Here is a 17,191-nt window from a genome sequence, read left to right as displayed (position 1 = left end):
GCCGGTGATTTTGGGTTAGGCCGCCTTGGTGCTGGCCGTGTTGTCGTTGGCCGAGGGCCATGCCTCTGGCGGGATGACGATGTCGGGGCGGTTGTCTCGGACCCATTCGAGGGCTTCGCGGATGGGGATAAGCTTTCCGTGGGTCGGGACACCCTGGCGACGCAACGTCTTCACGATTTTTATATTTCTACCGATCCGCCGAGCAAAACTGCTAGCGTTGTCCACCCCCAGCGTGCAGCGCTTCGCGCTATTGAATAAGATCAGTTGCTCAAAATCGACGTTACGAGACACCCACTCTCTGCCGGCAGCAACAGGAACGAGCAATCCATCGTGGGGCAGACCGCGCTTTACCCATGACGAGGCTGTTGTCTCTGCGACATCAAATAAGCGAGCAAAAGAGGCAATAGTGACGGCAGAGTTGTTGTCCTTAAGTGGCAACGTATCATGTCTCTCATAGGCGCTTACGTTGTCCTCTACCCACTTGATCGCGTCCGGCCACTTTACCAGATCCCCGACCGTGGGTAGGCCACGGGCTATCCATGCCGAAACTTTACGCCGAGGTACGTTTAGGCGTTTTGCGGCAATGTCCAATCGAATGACCGAATTGTTTCGTGCATCATTTCTGCGCTGTCGATCCTTGAGGTGACCAAGATCAACGTTGGCCTCTACCCATGTGTTCGCATCGTCGATGGGAACCACGGCAGCGCGCAAAGGCATCCCCATCCCCACCCACTTCTGTAAGGTCGGATGAGACACTCCCCAACGCCTAGCAAATGCCTTCCGTGTCTCACACCCCTCCGGCACCTCGCCCCGGATCTCCCGTAAGGCGCCATCAAATTCGCCGATCTCCCTGCCCATGGGAAACTCAAACCCGCAAGCGCAGACAGGCTCTCGCTCGGCGCGGACCTCCTTGCACTCTGGGCACTTCCGTGGACCGCGCTCTAGCGCCTTACGCCGCTCCTTAGCCGCGCCACCGTCTAGGCTCCATGCCCAATTGTCAGCGAACCAGCCGTGTTCGTGGTAGAGACCCGCGTGGTCGAATATCATTGCACAGTCTTTGCCCTCGGCGATTCGCAGCACGCGACCAATCATCTGAAGCAGCAGCCGAACAGACCGCGTCGGACGCATCAAGATGACGGCATCAATAGCCGGGATGTCGAAGCCTTCCGTAAAGACCTCCACGTTGCTCAACACGCAGATCTCTCCAGAAGCCAAGTCGGCCACAGCGGCGTCGCGCTCGTCATCGGGCGTGTTCGCATCGACATGTGCCGCCGCAATGCCCTCCTCGCGAAACTTCTCCACCAGCGCCCTGCTCGCGTCTACAGATACAGCAAAGACCAGCGCCCGCTTGCCCGGAATGCTCTTCTTGTATTCCGACACAGCGTCACCGATCAGAACGGGCGTGTTCATGACCTTCTCGATATCGTCCTTGCGATAGTCGCCCGCCTGCATGCGTGCGGCAGACAGGTCCGGCTCGGAAGGCGCGAAATAGCGGAACCCTGAAAGCCACCCCTCGTCGACCAGTTCTTTAATGGAGGGACCGACGATCATCTCGTCGAACAATTCCCTCAGCCCTGCCCCATCTTGCCGCTCCGGTGTAGCGGTCAGTCCAACATGCTTCGCAGCCTGCGTCTTGTCGCGGATGTCGCGCCATGAAGCGGCCGGAGTGTGATGGCATTCATCCCAGATGACTAGCGAGGGAGCAGGCAACTTTCCGATCCGCCGGCAAATTGAGCCGACAGACGCGATTTGCACGCGCTTCTCAGGCTGAAACTCGTACCTCTTGCCGGTTTCTGTATCTTTCGCTGGCGAAATAACCCCGAAATCAATGCCAGCCTCACGAAATGCCTTGGCGGTCTGCCTGATAATTTCTTTGCGATGGCACAGAAACCACACGACGCCCTCGTGTCCGGCGACGATCTCCATGGCGGTTTTCGTCTTTCCGGCGCCAGTCGGCATTTGCAGAACCGCGCTGCCGCTCCGCTCAAGAGCAGCGAGCGTTTTCTCGACGGATTTCGCCTGATATTTTCTCAATGTCATTGTGTCTCCTCTGGCGCGGTAGTGGTTTGGTGTGCCAAAGGTAGTCAATATTTACAAATTTGTCAAGCCTCATTCAGATTCAGGACCAGCCTTGTATGGCTCCGGTCGTCGACGTCAGCCACCTCAAACCAGGGCTCGCCCCATCGTGACAGGGCCTTCACCTTGTCGCCCTGCTTAGGTTGCGGCCCAGTGTAGGTCGTTCGATCGATATGCAACTGCGCCTTATCGGCAACGATCCGAGAGCGCCAACCAGAATCCCGGCTGCCCGCTACACTGGTCGTCTTCCCCTCGCCGACCCGCAGGACCGCCTCAATCTCGACCGCCGGCCGCGTCGGATCGACGACGCCACTCTTTAAGAACGACAAGCGTACCGGCTCCGCGAACTTATCGTCCACGGCAGCCAGCACTTTGTCGCGCAGTTCGTGAAAACGGGCAGAAACTGGCATAATCAACTCCTGCCCGTCTTCTAGTTAGGTGTTCTTGGCGCGCAGCAGGGCGGCCGGACGCGTGCAAATATGCAGCGCGTTCGTCTGGGTCTCGCCGTAGACGCCCTTGTCCATCGGCAGCATTTCCTGCTTGGCGTAGTACTTCTTGCCGAGGGTGTTGACCGTCTCCATGTAGGGAGCCGGGGCAAAGTACGACTTGAACATGCCGCGGGCGCCCACCGGGAAGAACTTCGCCTTGGTCGCCTCAACGCCTACGCTCGCACCATCGCCGGTGGCAGCCACTGCGCCGTAGTTTTCGAATACAATGCCGCCGAACGTAAAGATCGGGTTGTCAGCGCGGTTGCCGCCAACGTAGCTATCGCGCAGGATTGCGGCCTCAGACCATCCCTTGTAGGTCTCGCGAACTTCAGCGTGCGAGATCAGCTGGTCGAAGAAGGTGTCGCCGACGAACGCATGGACGTAGCTGAACGGCGAACCGCCCATTGCCGTGCGAGTTGCCCGAACGATACCTGCGCAGGCCTTGCGCAGCGCGCCAGATGCCGGCGTCGCGTTGTCGAGGTCGAAGTCAACCTCAGCAGCCTGCGTCACACCGAACTCAGTGAAGAGGTTCAGGCTCGTCGCGTCAGCGTAAGTGACAACGCCCTGAACGGCGCCGAGGCGGCTGTATTCGTTGGTGACCTCGAGGTCGGACATGTTGTCCATGACTTTGTCGAGAACGACCGACATGACCGTCTCGAGTTCGGATTCGGAGCCGAACTTGCGGACGTTCTGGATTTCATCGGCGATAACCGACCATTCGCGCAGGAAGTGCGGAACCGTGAGGTTCTTCATGCTGCGCTTCTGGTTATCCTTCACGTCGCCCTTGCCGCCGCGGGGGGTCGGGGGGACGAGCTGAAGGGCGTCACCGATGCGCTCGATCGACACGGAGGTGGTCGAGACCGACTTCTCCTCGAAAAGGCCAAGAGCCTCAATTCGGCTGGGGCGGTATTCGATTTCGTTGATGGCGTCGGTGAGAGAGGTGACGCCGAACGCGTCATCCTTGAATACGTTGAGAATCGTCATAGGAAGCTCCTAAGAAAAAGGCCGCTCCCAAGCGGCCTATTGTTGATTTTGGCTAGAAGCGTCCGTTAGCGGACGATGATGCCGACTGCGGCAAGCTGGGTATGCTTGGCGCCAATCTTCGTGGCGTCGTTGACCGAAGCGTCGTAGGAGAGAGCGTCGCCCTTAACCTGTGCGGCGCGAGAGACGACTGCGGCCTTGACGTCAGCTGACGTAGCGTCCACGGCGTTGACGAGAACGGCGATCGCCGTCTGCGCGCCAGCCGTCTCGGTTACGGATGCATTGGTCGACGGCCAGAACTTGCCGCTTGCTGTGATTTTTCCCAGCACAGTACCAGGCTTGAGGATGCCTGCGCCGGATGCAATCACGACATTGTCGCGTGCTCGGCCGGCCTCAGCTTCAGAGAGAATGAATTCGCCGTTGTGGCGGCCTTCAGTGAGAATAGTCATATCAGACCGTCCTTCCGGTTACTTCTTGGAGAGCTTGTTTGCGCGTGCGACGGCCTTGGCCCACACTGGCTGCGCGTCACCGCCCTGCTTGCCGCCGTTGAGCGTTGCGCCCGCGAGGCGATTGGCTTCGTAGGCTGCGACCGCGTCATCAGCGCTTGCGGTGGCCACGGGCGCGACAGCCAGGAGTGCCTTTACCTTCTCTGCGTCGGCGCCATCAGCAAACAGTGCCTCAGCGAGCGCCTCACGACCCTTGGCCTCATCGAGCGACATAATGGCGGCGCGGCGTTCGCGGTCTGCCTTCAGCGCGTCGGCAACAGCCTTGGCCTTTTCTGCGTCGAGCTCTGCGAGTTTGGCCTCAGCGGCGGCCTTCTCGGCCTTCGTTGTGGCAAGTTCGGCAGCAAGCGCGTCCGCACGTTCTTTCTCAGACATGTCAGAATCCTTGTGGTTAGCAGCGGACGACGCTGCGTCGTTAATCTTCGCCATCGACCAGCCCTTAGCCTTAGCCTGGGCTGCGAAACGCTTCGGAGCGTTTGCGTAGGCGCGGTAGTCATAGGCGGCAACCGGCTTGGCTTTCTGCTCGCCTGTGTCGTCAGCAAAGCCGGCAGCGACAGCTTCGTCGCCATCGTACCAGGTCTCCGCCTTCATGATGTCGCGACATTCCGCGGCAGACTTTCCGCTACGGCGCGCGTAAAGCTTGGCATAGGCGGTAGCGTAGGCCTCGAGTTCCTCGATGGTCTTCGCATGATCCGCCGAATTGCCGTATGTGACGTTGAGCGGGTCATGGATCATCATCACAGCGCCGTCGGCTACCGTGATCCGGTCTCCTGCCATCGCGATGAGGCTGGCCGCGCTGGCAGCGATACCCTCCACGATGATGTGGACGCTGCCGTCATATGTCGCCAAAGCGGCGTGGATGGCCGCTCCGTCAGCTGCGATGCCGCCACCGCTATTAAGCCGAACAGTGATGTCACCATCCAGTCCAGCCAGAGCGGTCACGACCTCGGCATGGGTGAAGCCGTCGTCAAACCAATCGACGCCGACCGTGCCAGAAAGCGTGACTTCCTGACCTTTGACTTGAACAGTCATCTTGTTTTCCTTATCGGCTAATAGCGTCGGAACCCGCCGCGCACCGCAAAACGCTTGCGCTTCCCGGCGCAAAGCCCTTCATGGTAGGCGATGAGGCGCTTCAACTCGTTCTTGTCAGCTTGAAAGTAGCGGATCTCGTCCTCACCGAAGCGAGCCTGCTGAACTCCGTCGCCGGAAACGATAGCTGTGTAGAGCGCCCTGAGACGCTCCGCCTCTGCGCAATGGTCAATCGGCATTCACGTCCTCCGCACCTTGCGCTATCCGCCCAGTTGACGGCATTGCCGCACCCAACGGGCCGCCACCGCCAACACTCCGCCCATAGGGGATCGGAATCCCCTTTTCGTTCATGTCGGTGATCTCTGCGGCTATTTTCTCTCGCGTCACGGCAGCGTCGCGACCCATAAGTGCCGCTTCGTCTTCCGTCGATGACAAGCCAAGCTCAATCCGCTTGGCCGAAGCCATGGTCGCCTTGTAGTCATCCGCCACGGGCTGGGCTGGGCCAGGCCACTCGGCATTGCAGACAAGCTCACGGTTGGCCGCGAATGCCGCGTATCCACCCTTGAACGGTATCTGATCCATGCCGATCTTCTCGTCGAGCCAAGACTCGTAAATCGCCTGGCAGAACGGAGCAGCCACACGCTCACGACGACGCGTCACGATCGGCCATACCGACGACATCGCCATGCGCACCGACGAGTAGTTCGCGTTGGAATGATCCATCGCGAAAGCCTCAAAGGTGATGCCAAGCCGACGGGCCATCTCTCGCTGAAGGTTCTGCGAGAACGGTATGTATTGAGAGCCCGGCGTTGCCGCCGTATGCATGTGGAATTCTTCGCCCGGACCGAGGTGGTTGATCCGCCCGTGGTCCGACATTGAGATGCCGTTTTCCTTCAGCGCGTCGATTCGGTTGCCCCAGACATCCAAAAGGTCCGCAGCGAGATCCGGGTCGTCATCCTCAAGCGTCCTGATCGCCTCGAAAGCGGTCTCGGAAGGCTCCGGCGACTTGATCGTGGCGGCAAACGCCGTCTGCAGCAGGGCTGTTGTAAGGGTCGCGTCGGCCAACTGGTCGTACTGCGCAGCAACTTTCAGGATCGGCGCAAGGACAGAGATGCCGCGAACGCTGTCGGGATTCTCCCCGCGGTCCATAACGTGGATCACCCGCCGCAGCGGGCCGTTCCACGCGGGCACGTCGAAGTCAAAATCCTGCCCGTTCTCGCGTCCGATCAACCTGAACTTGGTTGGCGACCCGCGTTCTGGGTCAAGAAAGATGCCCTGATCAAGACCGATGAATTCATTTGTCTCGCGTTTCAGGCGATGAGGCGCCACCAGCGACACTTTCGTGCCCGTTTTAATGCCATGCCGCCTGCGCATGGCTCTTGGCATGAAGTCAATTAGACCGATGGCCTCGCCGCTAGCGAGATAATACCTGATAACTCCATCAAGATGCTCGGCGAGCGTCGTCGTGCCGTTGAGGCTGTATTCCTGCGGTCGCCAGACGTGCAGATACCACTCATCCTCGACCAGCCTCGACCACGCTGTGATTTCAGCCGGCGTCCAGCCAAGTTTTGCCAACTTCGGCCTTGCCGACAGCTTAAGTTCATCACCAATCGTGTCGGTGATGATCTGGTCGACCGCACCAGCGATCCATCCGCTATTGTGGATGAAATCCCAGGCTAGCGCTGAAGCACGCTCGGCCGACTCTCGAACGCTAACCGCGCCATCACGAGTGACGGCGCGGCGCATTGTCAGAATGCCGGAACTATTGTCGCGCAGGTACTGCGCTCGGACGCGCTTAACCGCGGGAGCGGCCACCTTGACGCCGGGGGCTTTCACCCGGATCTTTGGCTTGTCGCTCATCGATAGGCCCCCCATCGCTCCCGCTTACGGCGAGGTGTCCGCTCCTTCGGCTTCCCGTCTCCGGGCACCTCCGTCGCGTTCTCCTGGCTTGGCGAATTGTCGTTCGCTGGCTTTTCTTCGGCCTTGCGGGATTGTCTGCGCGGCGTTTTATCAAGTTTGTTCGGTAGAGACATTCGTGCCGCCAGTGCCAGTACCAAGCAGTCCCACGCCTCATTTCGGGCGCCGGCCGTCTTGGTTTCCCATTTTCGCGTCGTTCTCCCGCCCACCGTCTTGGTGACCGCGTGCTCTGACGTCAGCTGCGTGAAGTAATCGGAGCTCAGCCCCACGGCCGGGAAGTGAATAGCCCGGGGCGTTGGATCGTCCTCGTTCGGAACGATTGCAAGACGAGACGAGATATCGTCTTTCGCCGTATCGACGCCGATGATGTACGGCTTGTCGCCGCTATTCTTCGTCCGGCTGGCCGTCTTTGGCCAAATCATGCGCGGAGCCTTTGGATCGCGATTTCCGCGACCGATGCACGCATATATTCGGCGACGCTTACGGTCTCGAGCGAACTTGTAGACCATCTCCGATCGGTGGCCCGCGCTATCGATGCAGGCGGCTTGCGCGAAGAGTTTGCGCCCGTCGTCGGTCTCGCACGGCTCTCGGATCAGTCTGTCGAACTCGTCCCATATGGCCAGCTTCGACGTGTCACCGTTGATCACCTCGTGGCGAGCGACCCAGCTTTCTCCGTTGGCGCCCCAGGCAACAAACGTTGCCTCAATGCGATCATCCTGAGTGTCCGCCCCGACCGTAACCATAATGGCCCCGTCAGGTAGCGTCTCCCAGTTGTACGGCTCGCATCGGCTTCTCAGGACGTCTGGATCGGCAACATTCACGACTTCCTTGTGCGGCAAGCCGAGCACGAGGTTGACGAACGTCTTCTTCCTCAGAGGGTCCTTGTAAGCCGCCAACCACTCGACGGCCAACGCTGCCCATGACGCATTTGGGAACAGGCTGTAGGCTGCCCAAATATGGAAGCCGGCATGTCCGACGGACGGCTTGTCAGCAATCCACTCCCCGCCGTTGATCATGGCGAGTTTGTCGTGCTCCTCAATGCGGCAACCGTTCGCTTCGCAGCGGAAGTGTGCCGTTTCCGTCAGGTGGTTGCCGCCCTCATCCTTATCCCACTTGAAGTTTTCCCACTTCAGGCGCTGCTTCGTCCCGCAATGCGGGCATGGGACGTGGTAATGGCGCTGGTCGCTTTCCTCAAACGACTTCTCGATGCGGCTGATACCCTGCACCGTTGGCGTGCTGCCAAGGATAATCTTGCGATTCCAGAACGTTTCTGTTCGCTTGGTGCCGAGCGAAATCTGATCGCCCTCATCGCCCGCGCCGTTGGCTGGATAGCCGTCGACCTCGTCAAACGCGACGATGCGGACCGTAATACGACGAAAACCGGCCGGGCTGTTCGCCCCAACGAAGGATACCGACGCGCCGTTGCGAAAGATGCGCTTGTCGACCTTCTGGTTCGCCGCCTTCGAGTTCAGATCGCCTGCGATTTCAGCCAGGACCGGCGTATCGCGCAGCATCGGCGCAATTTCCGTCTGGCTATAATCTCGAGCGTCGCTTTCCTTAGGCTGCACAATCAGGATAGGCGCTGGGTCCTGGTGGATGTAATATCCGACCATGTGATCCAGCATCTTTGTATAGCCCACTCGCGCGCTCTTCATGACCGTGATCTGACGAACAGTCGGATCGGTCACAGCGTCGAGCATTCCGTCCTGGTAACGGAAGGACTTGAATTTGCCAGTGTCTGCGCTGGTTTCGCGAGACAGGAATGCGTATGTGTTGGCCCACTGGCTGAGCGTGAGCTTGGGTGGCGGCTTTAGCGCTTCGCTACGGGCTCGGCGCAACCTCGTCAGCAGACGGGCCGAACCTGTGCTGTAGCGACTTGCGGAGTTCTCCGAAGTCTCTTTGCCCATCATCAATCGCCAACTCGTTCAATGCGGCAATCACTTCCTCGTCGATGATGGCCTTAATCTCTTCGGCCGACTTCAAAACGGCAGCCGAAGGCGCCACTTTAGAGCCGATACCCAGAAGCCTGTTCCTAACAACTGCGTATTCGCTGGCCACCGCCACGATTACGTCCTCGATTTCCACGACTGCGCCGCTTTCGCGCTCGAATTCGAGCTGGCGAAGAAGGGCAGCGTAGTTTTCTTTAATGCGCTCGGCCTCAGCCTTCGACCACTTTGCGCCGCCCGGTGCGGACACCAGTTCTTCGGCGGCGGCTTCAAGGCTTGTAGTGTCCGCGACTACGTCCGCGCCCCGATCCGTTGCGGACACAGGATGCTCCCCGCCCCGCCAATCCAGATCCAGATACCGAGGATCGATTGTGCCGTCGGCCAAAAGCTTGATATGCTCGGACTTCACCTTCCTGCGGACGACCTTGTCATCGCAGCCGGCGCGGCGGGCAAACTCCCGAATTGAAATCCCAAGAGCCATGCCCGCGGACACCTTTTCAAACTACCCGATGTGGCGAAGCCGAGGCGTTCGCGCCCGCTGTGCTATATTTGCAACACACGGTCCCTATGATGGGGGTGCGTTGCAAATATGTAACATCTGCCTAGCCTGCGCGTACGAACTTGGATGGGTCGTTGTCATTTGATGGCTGCGGAGCGATCACTTCGACCACGCGCCATCCGCCACGCACTGTGCCCATCCTAAGCTTGGCCAAGTTGCTGGAGTTTCCGCTGGTCAGTCTGCCGGATTTAACCATGTAACTCTGGCGCGCAGTTATCCTCTCGCCAGAATTCACATTCTCATAGACGCGCTCAACCCAGTCTCGAACCGGAACTTTTTTACTGTTAGCGTTCCTCGAGCATTTGGCCGACTGCCGCGCCTCAAACTCCCGCCTGGTCATCTTCGTTAACGACCAGCCGCCAGTCACACGGGACGCATCCCGCACGATGTAGTTAACGCGATCACGATTGATGCCGGAGTAATCAGAGAACTCAAAGCGAGTGCCAGCGAACAGGTCGCCATCAATGTGGTGGAACTCGTAGATGGTTAAGTCGACGTTCGTCGCGCCCCACCCCTTATTGGACGCAGCCCACTTCCTGCGCGCCAGCCCGTAACTCTTCCGTGCGCGGTTCAATTCGTATCGCGGGCACTTACTCATCATAATGAGCGCCGCCCATGCATCTCGCCCACCGTGAATATGGGCGAGCAGCAAATGCGCAAAGTAGTGATCCTCTGGCGTCAAACGAATGAGGTTGTGGTGGTTATCTCCGCCACCCATCCAGCGAGGCACGATGTGATGCATCTCGGTCACATCTGTGTCGTCGGGAGGGTTCTCGCGACGATCCTTAAGGAAATCTAGATAAACCCTACGGTACTCCATGGTCTCGACTCCATGTCGACCTCATGGAAATGGCGAGGAGCAATGAAGCCCCTCGCCACCACAACGACTTGCGAGAGGTCGAGAATCGCAAGTGTTCAGTTTTTCTTAGGAAAGCGCCCCACCAGCCAACCTGCGCAGGTAGTGCGTGACGCGCACATCAAGCGCGTCCTTGCCCCTATCGAAGGTTGCAGCCGTGTTGCCCGTGGTCGCTTCGGTCGGCAGGACCACGTCGGACTTGACGACCTGGAACTTGTTCCCAACACGCCGGAACACCTGACCGTTCCAGTTGCCCTTGACCACGCGGTTGGGCCACCATCCGGCCTTCATGAACGTGCCGGCAAAGACCTGACGCTGATTACGGGGCGCTGCGCTCACACCCTTCCGGGTCTCGCGCGCCTTGAAATACTTGAGCCTGATCTCACCGCCCTTGACGGGGATCTCGTAGGCCAGCGTCGCAGGCGTGGACCGTATGCGCTTCTTGACCGCCTTGGCGCCCACTCGCTTGGCGAGGCCCGACTGGTCAGCCAGCGCCCTGCCCGTGGCAGTGGCAGCCTTGGCGCCCGTATCGTTGATTGCGCGGCTGTAGATCGTGCGAGCCTTGCTGTCGCCGAGTTCACGAGCAAGCTGCGTGAAGCGGCGTACGCCGTCGCCTGTGATCGATACGACTAGCATGGTGGTGCCTGCAGCTGGTTGCGGAGCCCCGGAGTCGAACCGGGTGTCTCGTGGTTATGAGCCACGCGAGATACCGTTTCTCTAGCCCGCAGAGTAAGCGCACCACGAACGCCCGGTGCCGGGAGAGCGCATGTAGCGCTGAAACCAAAAGCGGCTGGGAGCAAGACGCGGTTTATCTATCCGCCGCTCAACCAGCCGCACGATCGCCATGTCGCGAGAGGAGGCGCGCCACAGCAATAAGATGCCCAACGGAATGCCGCGTCCAAGCCGCTGGCATCTAGCCGTAGATGGGCAAAGGAAGACGACACGGCAGACCTCACAGGCTGCACTGCGCTCGGGTTGCGATCCCGTGCCGGATAGCGTGTCGACTGATCAGCAGGCGGCTCCCATACGGTGGGCCTTTGGGTATCCGGGCTTATGCTTCCGCGACCGGACCTGCCAGATAACGACGAAGCGCACCGTTGCTACGCCCGTGGGCGAGACTGCCGTGTTGGTCGCTTCGTCATGCGAAGATGGACACACGCGCAAGTCAACGTGCATCGGTCGAGTGGCGTCCGCGCTTGCACTGCGGCTGATAGCCTATGGCCGCAACCATCACTGGTCGGCAGCATCTTCGCATAGCAAGGAACGGGCGGGCTTCCCCATCCTTCTCAGGAGTTACAATTTCCTGCCTTGCCAATAGTTACCCGTCGCTCAGAGGCAGCAACTAAGTGCAGCATGTCAACGGGGCGCCCTCGGGCGCGTGGATGTGGGAAGCAATGCTATCCCTTCAATTAGTACGCACCCACGCGCCACGAAATTTATGCCGCTCGCAATTTTCTTCCTTGGTCGATCGAAACGAGGATTTCAGCCAGCTCGACCAGTGCGGCCTTGCCCGCCTCAAGTGCTTCCGACTCCTTGAAGCCCAGTCGCAAACCGATCGACTTCAAGTTCCCGCGCGCCGCCACTTCGTCGATGATCCCGGCCGCATCACTGCCGCGCTCTTCCGGCGCTTCCCACATGACAGCACCGCTTGACGAATTGCCTGTCGGGCTGCACACGCCGCCCATGAACGACGCGCCCTCTGCTACGGCATCAGGACCGAGCCGTGCCGCATGCGGCAGCTGCCCTGCCGGGACGCCGCCATCCACGCCGTGGGCCTGCAGCTCCTTCCTGGCTGCCTCAACACCCGGCAGCGGGTCATACATCGGCGCGAGCGCCGGAAGGCCTGAGAAGTCACGATGGCAGTGCGCTGCGTGCATCGGCGATGGCGTTGTGGCCTTCGTCGCAAGGTAGAGCCAAGGCGTGCGTTCCTTGCTGGTCTTCTTCTCGGTGCTGCGCGCCCTATCCGTCGGTTTGAGCTTCTTGCCCTTCTTCGTGACACCCCACTCTGTAAGCCTGCCGTGCAGGAACTTCAGGCTGCCGATCTCGGTGCGGCCCTTGCTCGTGTGGGCCACAGGAAGCACGTTGCCTTCCTTGTCATGCGACGCTGCCATGATCTCGCCGATGGTCGGGCGGATTTCCTGCCTCGTCGGCTCGACATCGACGAACCAGTTCGCTGCAGGTCGAGGAAGGGCGGCGGCGAGCGCCGGAGCGAGTTCAGGGTGGTTGTCGTACAGCCAGCGAAGAGCGGGCAGCGTCCCGCGGTATCTCGGGTTCTGTGGCTTGTTGTCGTTCGCGGCTTTGAGCGGCTTCGGCGGGGCGTTGATGGCAGCGTGTAGCTGCTCGGCCAATGAACCTCTTCTCATGCTGTCTCCTCGATGCCGGCAGGGTGTGGTGGTAACAAAAATATAGTCCAAATTTACAAATTTGTCAAGGCGAGTTAGCGGCAAGCCAACCGCGCACCAGCGCGACAGCCTTGTCGGCTGCCTCACCGACACTTGCGAACCGCACGACCTCGACGTGGTGCCCAAGCCGGGCCAGCGCCGCATGCCGATCGACCTGCGCTGGAGACAGCCTGCCTTTACCGACCTTGTTCTCAAACATGCGCAGACGGCCACCAGAGAGGTAAACGCGCACGTCGGCCTCACCGGGCGTCATGCCGGCGGCAATCGCTTCCTGCTGCGCCCTGGGGCCGCGCTTGGCGCTGTTCTGGTCGCCAGCCAGCAGGAACTGCTTTCCGTACTCCGGCATAGCGCGCAGGGCGCGGATCTGCGCCGCCTGGCCTTCCCACTCCTTCGGCGGGGCGTCGGTGATGGTCACCTTACCGTTGGCGGTGGTGATCTTGACCCGCTTGCCGTTGACGCGGGTCGTCTGCGTCTGCCGGGTGCGGTTGCTGGCGCTTGTGCTGCTGGCTGCCATGGGGATCTCCTCGGTGGTGGTAGGGGTGGTTATAGGTGGTGGTGTTTTGAGGTGGCTATCCGCTACCCTCCTCCACTCCACCACACCACCCTCCACACTAAAGTGTAGGAGGTGGTGGTGGGAGGTGGATTCAATGCGTCGTGGTGTGACTTTCACACCACCTCAAAAACGAGGTGGTTAGAGGTGGTTGAGGTGGCTAGTTTTGGCCTCTTTCACACCACCTCAAAAGCAAGGTGGTGGGTGGTGGTTCAGGCTGCTCTTGCGAATTCTCCGTGGTGCTCTTCGACGGCTTTCAGGTATGCTTCATGGGCTTCCTCTGACTTATCGAAGTATCCTAGGCAAACCTTTGCGCCACCAATCCTGATGTCGGCCCGCCACTTTCCCTCTGCCTTGTGCCAGCTGACGCCCTTGAAGCCAGACGTGTTATTCGATTTCATATCCGTGTTCATTTGGTTCTGGCTGTTCGTCGCTACGCGCAGATTGTCCCACCTGTTGTCGGACCTGTTTCGGTTCTTATGATCTATGAAAACTTCGGGAATGGTGCCGGTCATATATAGGAAGGCTAGGCGGTGGGCTGCATACCTTCCCCCGTCCACTCCGATGTGGATGTATCCATCCCTTGTTAACTTGCCTGCGCGGTCTCCAGCTCGAACTCGCAGACGGTCGACGCGCCATGTGAAAATCCCGCTATTCGGATCGTAGAACAGAAGGGACCTAAGCCGATCTGATGTTAGCGGTCCCTCGTGGCGACGATCGAGGTGCGGCCTTCCTCTCACCTCGACAACGGCATATCCGGGCAACGGCGAATACTTCTCGATGATTGATTTGATGGCGTGGTGCATCACCTGCTCTCCTTGCTGTGTGGCCAATCGGCGGGGCGGTAGCCCTCGTCATAAGCGGTCATGAGTAGGGCGACGTGCGTGGGGACTGGGCGCGGGTTCTTGGCGCGCTCATAGGTGCTGATCGTCAATGGCGCTTCGTAGCGCAGAACGCGCGCAAGCTGGGCCTGCGTGAGGCCCAGCCATTGACGGATCGTGCGGAACTGAGTGTTGGTCATGCTATCCTCGTCGCCAATGCGGGCCGAAAGTCTTGCGCATCATGTAGTCGTCGTAGATCAGTTCTTGAGCCCTGCTGATGATCAAGGGCGCATAGCTGCGAGGCAATTGCTTGCCGTCGATGTCGAGAGCCACATCGCCTAGCCGAGCGCTTGTCACCCCCGACTTTTTTAGGTCCTCAATGCGCTCTAGGCCTTGGTCGCGAAGCATGTTTCCAACCCATGTTTCGCTCGCCATAACGCCGGCTGGCGCCGCCATTACGCCGCCTCCTTCGCCATTGCTTCGAGGATGTAGTTAGCTTCGTCGTTAGCGAGGAAGATGAGATAATCTTCATCATGGCGAGCCTGAGCGATTAGGCCTTCAACGGCAAACTGTGTTGCCACGTCGATGTTGAAAGTGCGGTTCTGGAAAATCTGGTAGGCCTTGTAGGCTTCTGCGTACTTGGCGAGCGCTTCAATCTTGGTCATCTCAATCTCCTCGGTGGTGGTAGCGGCGTTGGTGATTATTTATATATGCCAAATATCCTAGTAAGTCAATAAGCCTACCAAAGAAAAAGGGGCCGAAGCCCCTCTTTTTTGTTCAGGCGGCCTCAGCCGGCCGGACGAACTTTATCTTACGGTCAAAATGCTTCGGGTCCGGCTCGTCAACGACGGCAAGTATGCCACTCGATATCCATGCGTCGAGAATGGCCTTGACCTTGCGCTTGTCCGCGGTCATGGCCTTTGCTGTTTCCACATGCATGCCCAACGCTGACGCGAGGACGTACCCGGCCCAGTCTTCAGACTGAGACGACTCGCGGTAATTCTGGTTGGCGAATCGCACCAGGACTTCCTTGCGCACGTCCGGAGGGACGGCCTCGGCGATCTCCTCCTTGGACGGCCATTTCCACTCAGTCACCACAGGGGCGAAGTCCTGAGGCTTCGTGAGACCTCGACCATTGCCCAGTGGAACGCCTACGAGGTGACGCCAATCCAGCTTACTGCTTAGTGGGGTTAGGTTCGACTTGCCATAGGTCACGGAGAAGTACCCGAACCTGTCAGCGCCGTCGACGCCGGCCTCGTTTGCTTGCTCCGGTGACATGCGGTTCAGGACGCGAACCGATCGAGCCGCGCCGATGAGGGAAACCGCACCTCGAGCGTCTTCGACGGTAGCCTCCCGGTCGGCGACCTTGCGCAGATGGTGGACGATGTCGATCGCGCAGTTCGTGTAGTCAGCGATTTGCGCCCACAGCTTGGCCACCTTATCGATTGCCCCGTTGTCGTTCTCATTGACGCTGTGCGTCGACACGAACGGGTCCACGATCATCACGTCTATCTTGTTCCGCTCTATCTGTTCGACCACAGCCTCCACGATAGGTTGCTGGATGCGCACGCCTGCCTTCTTGTCGTCAACAGCGACGACCAGCTCCTGCTCGCGCCCGCTATCGAGAAACAGGTGCCCCTCGATGTCTTCCGGCTTTAGCTTGTAGTGGATGGCGGCAGCCATGATGCGCCGCTCCATCTCGTCGCGAGGATCTTCCGCATTAAACACCCACACACGCAGGCGCTCCGCAGGCTTGGTGCCGAGCAAAGTCTTGCCCGACGTCATCGCAAGAGCTTCCGCAAGGCTAAGGCTGGTCTTCCCCAAGCCGCCGGGGCTGACTGTTACGGACACGTATTTACGGATCAGGTGATTTCCATAGGCGAACTCTCGACGGGCAATGGACTTCGGGTCGATCCACTTGAATGCGGTAGCAGTCAGCGGACTATTGTCGTTCGCCGGCTCCTCGTGCGCCGTATCGGTGATCCCGGTCGGGATATCTTCAGTCTCCGGGGCGTCTGGCTTGGCGCTTTCATCCCGTTCGGGATCATTCTCACCTTCAACGGCGACATCGTACCGCTCGGGAAGCCCCGTCTTTACACGTGCCTTGCGTAGCCCGTTGGCGACCATGCGCTGCACGTCGACAAGGCGCGTGTTGTCCTGGTGAAAATCCTGCTCCGGCGGATGACGCGGCTGGAGCGCGCCGGCCTTCAGGCCATTTTCGATGGTTTTGCAGCAGCGAGACCAATCCCTGCCCCATCCACGCGCTACGTCCTGTAGTTGAGCACGCGCTTCCGATTCGGACAGGTGGCCACCGCCAACCCACTGCCCGAGCGAGAACGCCGCGTCATTGAGTGCGTTGTTCCGGTTTCCCATCGGCTCTGATGCAAGGTCAGATAGCTCTCTCTCGATCGCCGCGTCGACATAGACAACATTCGTGGAACTCGCGGCATAGTGCGTGTGGGACGGCGCGGATTTCGGCAATAGCAGGTCGAGCAGCCAGGCCGGGGCGTCGGCGATCTCGCGCGTGTCGTCCGCCCACTTGTAGTGTCGTCCATTGGACAGGACGCTGCCCGCCGCAACGACGTAGCCGCCTTCCGACCGGATATCCACGCCAGCACCGAGTGCGCCGCGGTTGCGTGTGCCGGCCACGTATTTGAAATAGATGTGCAGGCCGCCATTCGGGCTAATGACGCGCGCCGTCACAGGGAGGGGGCCGTGCTCCGCCTCCATGTCCGAAAGCCAGGCGAAACCGTTGGCTCCGCCTGGCTTGTTGTCGATGTCTAGCGCGAAGAAACCAGTCGGCGACCCCGTAGGGAGGCCGATGGCCGCGTCTGGCCAGTCGCTCCACCACCTGTCGATGATGTGCTGGAACTTCGTCGCCTGCTTGAAGCCATGAATCGTGAGAGGTGTTTTCTCGCCTAGGGTCGTTACTTCGCCTGTATGTCGATCGACAACATCTTCTGCCTCTGAGCGGCAGGGGAATACCGGCCATCCCTGGGAGACGTAGGCATTGGCAAGTTGATGGGGCGTGGGTTGTGTGGTTTCGGTCATGCTGCTTCCTTG

Annotated in this window: 18 protein-coding genes and 1 tRNA gene; all 19 read right to left on the bottom strand. The window is 59.7% G+C overall.

Going from position 1 to position 17,191, the window contains the following annotated elements:
• Positions 1 to 15: 15 nt before the first annotated feature.
• Positions 16 to 2,040 (bottom strand): DEAD/DEAH box helicase, encoded by a 2,025-nt coding sequence (locus B5M41_RS10260; RefSeq protein ID WP_134647347.1) that lies wholly within the window; start codon positions 2,038 to 2,040, stop codon positions 16 to 18.
• A gap of 62 nt (positions 2,041 to 2,102) precedes the next feature.
• The gene (locus B5M41_RS10255; RefSeq protein ID WP_134647349.1) at positions 2,103 to 2,486 is read right to left on the bottom strand and encodes a hypothetical protein; all 384 of its coding nucleotides are present in this window, start codon (positions 2,484 to 2,486) and stop codon (positions 2,103 to 2,105) included.
• A gap of 24 nt (positions 2,487 to 2,510) precedes the next feature.
• Positions 2,511 to 3,548 (bottom strand): major capsid protein, encoded by a 1,038-nt coding sequence (locus B5M41_RS10250; RefSeq protein WP_230640043.1) that lies wholly within the window; start codon positions 3,546 to 3,548, stop codon positions 2,511 to 2,513.
• A 65-nt stretch (positions 3,549 to 3,613) separates the two neighbouring features.
• Positions 3,614 to 3,994, bottom strand: coding sequence for a head decoration protein (locus B5M41_RS10245; protein ID WP_134647351.1), 381 nt, complete (start codon positions 3,992 to 3,994; stop codon positions 3,614 to 3,616).
• Between the two features lie 18 nt (positions 3,995 to 4,012).
• Complete coding sequence (locus B5M41_RS10240; protein WP_134647353.1) at positions 4,013 to 5,080, bottom strand: head maturation protease, ClpP-related; 1,068 nt, start codon at positions 5,078 to 5,080, stop codon at positions 4,013 to 4,015.
• A 17-nt stretch (positions 5,081 to 5,097) separates the two neighbouring features.
• On the bottom strand, positions 5,098 to 5,316 hold the full coding sequence (locus tag B5M41_RS10235) for a hypothetical protein (protein ID WP_134647355.1): 219 nt from the start codon (positions 5,314 to 5,316) through the stop codon (positions 5,098 to 5,100).
• Positions 5,306 to 6,937 (bottom strand): phage portal protein, encoded by a 1,632-nt coding sequence (locus tag B5M41_RS10230; protein ID WP_134647357.1) that lies wholly within the window; start codon positions 6,935 to 6,937, stop codon positions 5,306 to 5,308. The genes B5M41_RS10235 and B5M41_RS10230 overlap by 11 nt, the downstream gene beginning before the upstream one ends.
• Positions 6,934 to 8,901, bottom strand: a complete 1,968-nt coding sequence (locus tag B5M41_RS10225; RefSeq protein ID WP_134647359.1) for a phage terminase large subunit family protein — start codon at positions 8,899 to 8,901, stop codon at positions 6,934 to 6,936. Before B5M41_RS10225 ends, B5M41_RS10230 begins: the two co-directional genes overlap by 4 nt.
• Positions 8,816 to 9,421, bottom strand: coding sequence for a hypothetical protein (locus B5M41_RS10220; protein WP_134647361.1), 606 nt, complete (start codon positions 9,419 to 9,421; stop codon positions 8,816 to 8,818). The genes B5M41_RS10225 and B5M41_RS10220 overlap by 86 nt, the downstream gene beginning before the upstream one ends.
• Before the next feature lie 121 nt (positions 9,422 to 9,542).
• On the bottom strand, positions 9,543 to 10,319 hold the full coding sequence (locus B5M41_RS10215) for an HNH endonuclease signature motif containing protein (protein WP_134647363.1): 777 nt from the start codon (positions 10,317 to 10,319) through the stop codon (positions 9,543 to 9,545).
• Positions 10,320 to 10,424: 105 nt separating this feature from the next.
• Positions 10,425 to 10,991: a hypothetical protein gene (locus B5M41_RS10210; protein ID WP_134647365.1), complete on the bottom strand. Its 567-nt coding sequence runs from the start codon at positions 10,989 to 10,991 to the stop codon at positions 10,425 to 10,427.
• Between the two features lie 15 nt (positions 10,992 to 11,006).
• Positions 11,007 to 11,082 (bottom strand) — tRNA-Met (locus B5M41_RS10205).
• A 709-nt stretch (positions 11,083 to 11,791) separates the two neighbouring features.
• Complete coding sequence (locus tag B5M41_RS10200) at positions 11,792 to 12,718, bottom strand: hypothetical protein (RefSeq protein ID WP_134647367.1); 927 nt, start codon at positions 12,716 to 12,718, stop codon at positions 11,792 to 11,794.
• Between the two features lie 64 nt (positions 12,719 to 12,782).
• Entirely contained in the window at positions 12,783 to 13,271 is a 489-nt protein-coding gene (locus B5M41_RS10195; protein ID WP_134647369.1) for a VRR-NUC domain-containing protein, read from the bottom strand.
• A 248-nt stretch (positions 13,272 to 13,519) separates the two neighbouring features.
• On the bottom strand, positions 13,520 to 14,113 hold the full coding sequence (locus B5M41_RS10190) for an HNH endonuclease (protein WP_134647371.1): 594 nt from the start codon (positions 14,111 to 14,113) through the stop codon (positions 13,520 to 13,522).
• Positions 14,113 to 14,328: a helix-turn-helix domain-containing protein gene (locus B5M41_RS10185; protein WP_134647373.1), complete on the bottom strand. Its 216-nt coding sequence runs from the start codon at positions 14,326 to 14,328 to the stop codon at positions 14,113 to 14,115. Before B5M41_RS10185 ends, B5M41_RS10190 begins: the two co-directional genes overlap by 1 nt.
• A 1-nt stretch (position 14,329) precedes the next feature.
• On the bottom strand, positions 14,330 to 14,584 hold the full coding sequence (locus B5M41_RS10180) for a hypothetical protein (protein WP_134647375.1): 255 nt from the start codon (positions 14,582 to 14,584) through the stop codon (positions 14,330 to 14,332).
• The gene (locus B5M41_RS10175; RefSeq protein ID WP_134647377.1) at positions 14,584 to 14,793 is read right to left on the bottom strand and encodes a hypothetical protein; all 210 of its coding nucleotides are present in this window, start codon (positions 14,791 to 14,793) and stop codon (positions 14,584 to 14,586) included. Before B5M41_RS10175 ends, B5M41_RS10180 begins: the two co-directional genes overlap by 1 nt.
• 112 nt (positions 14,794 to 14,905) lie before the next feature.
• Positions 14,906 to 17,179 (bottom strand): bifunctional DNA primase/polymerase, encoded by a 2,274-nt coding sequence (locus tag B5M41_RS10170; protein WP_134647379.1) that lies wholly within the window; start codon positions 17,177 to 17,179, stop codon positions 14,906 to 14,908.
• Positions 17,180 to 17,191 lie beyond the last annotated feature (12 nt).

It is taken from the genome of Shinella sumterensis (genome assembly GCF_004514425.2).
GTDB lineage: Bacteria > Pseudomonadota > Alphaproteobacteria > Rhizobiales > Rhizobiaceae > Shinella > Shinella sumterensis.
Note: the sequence above shows the minus strand (reverse complement) of the source record. Positions and strands in the feature narration are given on the sequence as shown.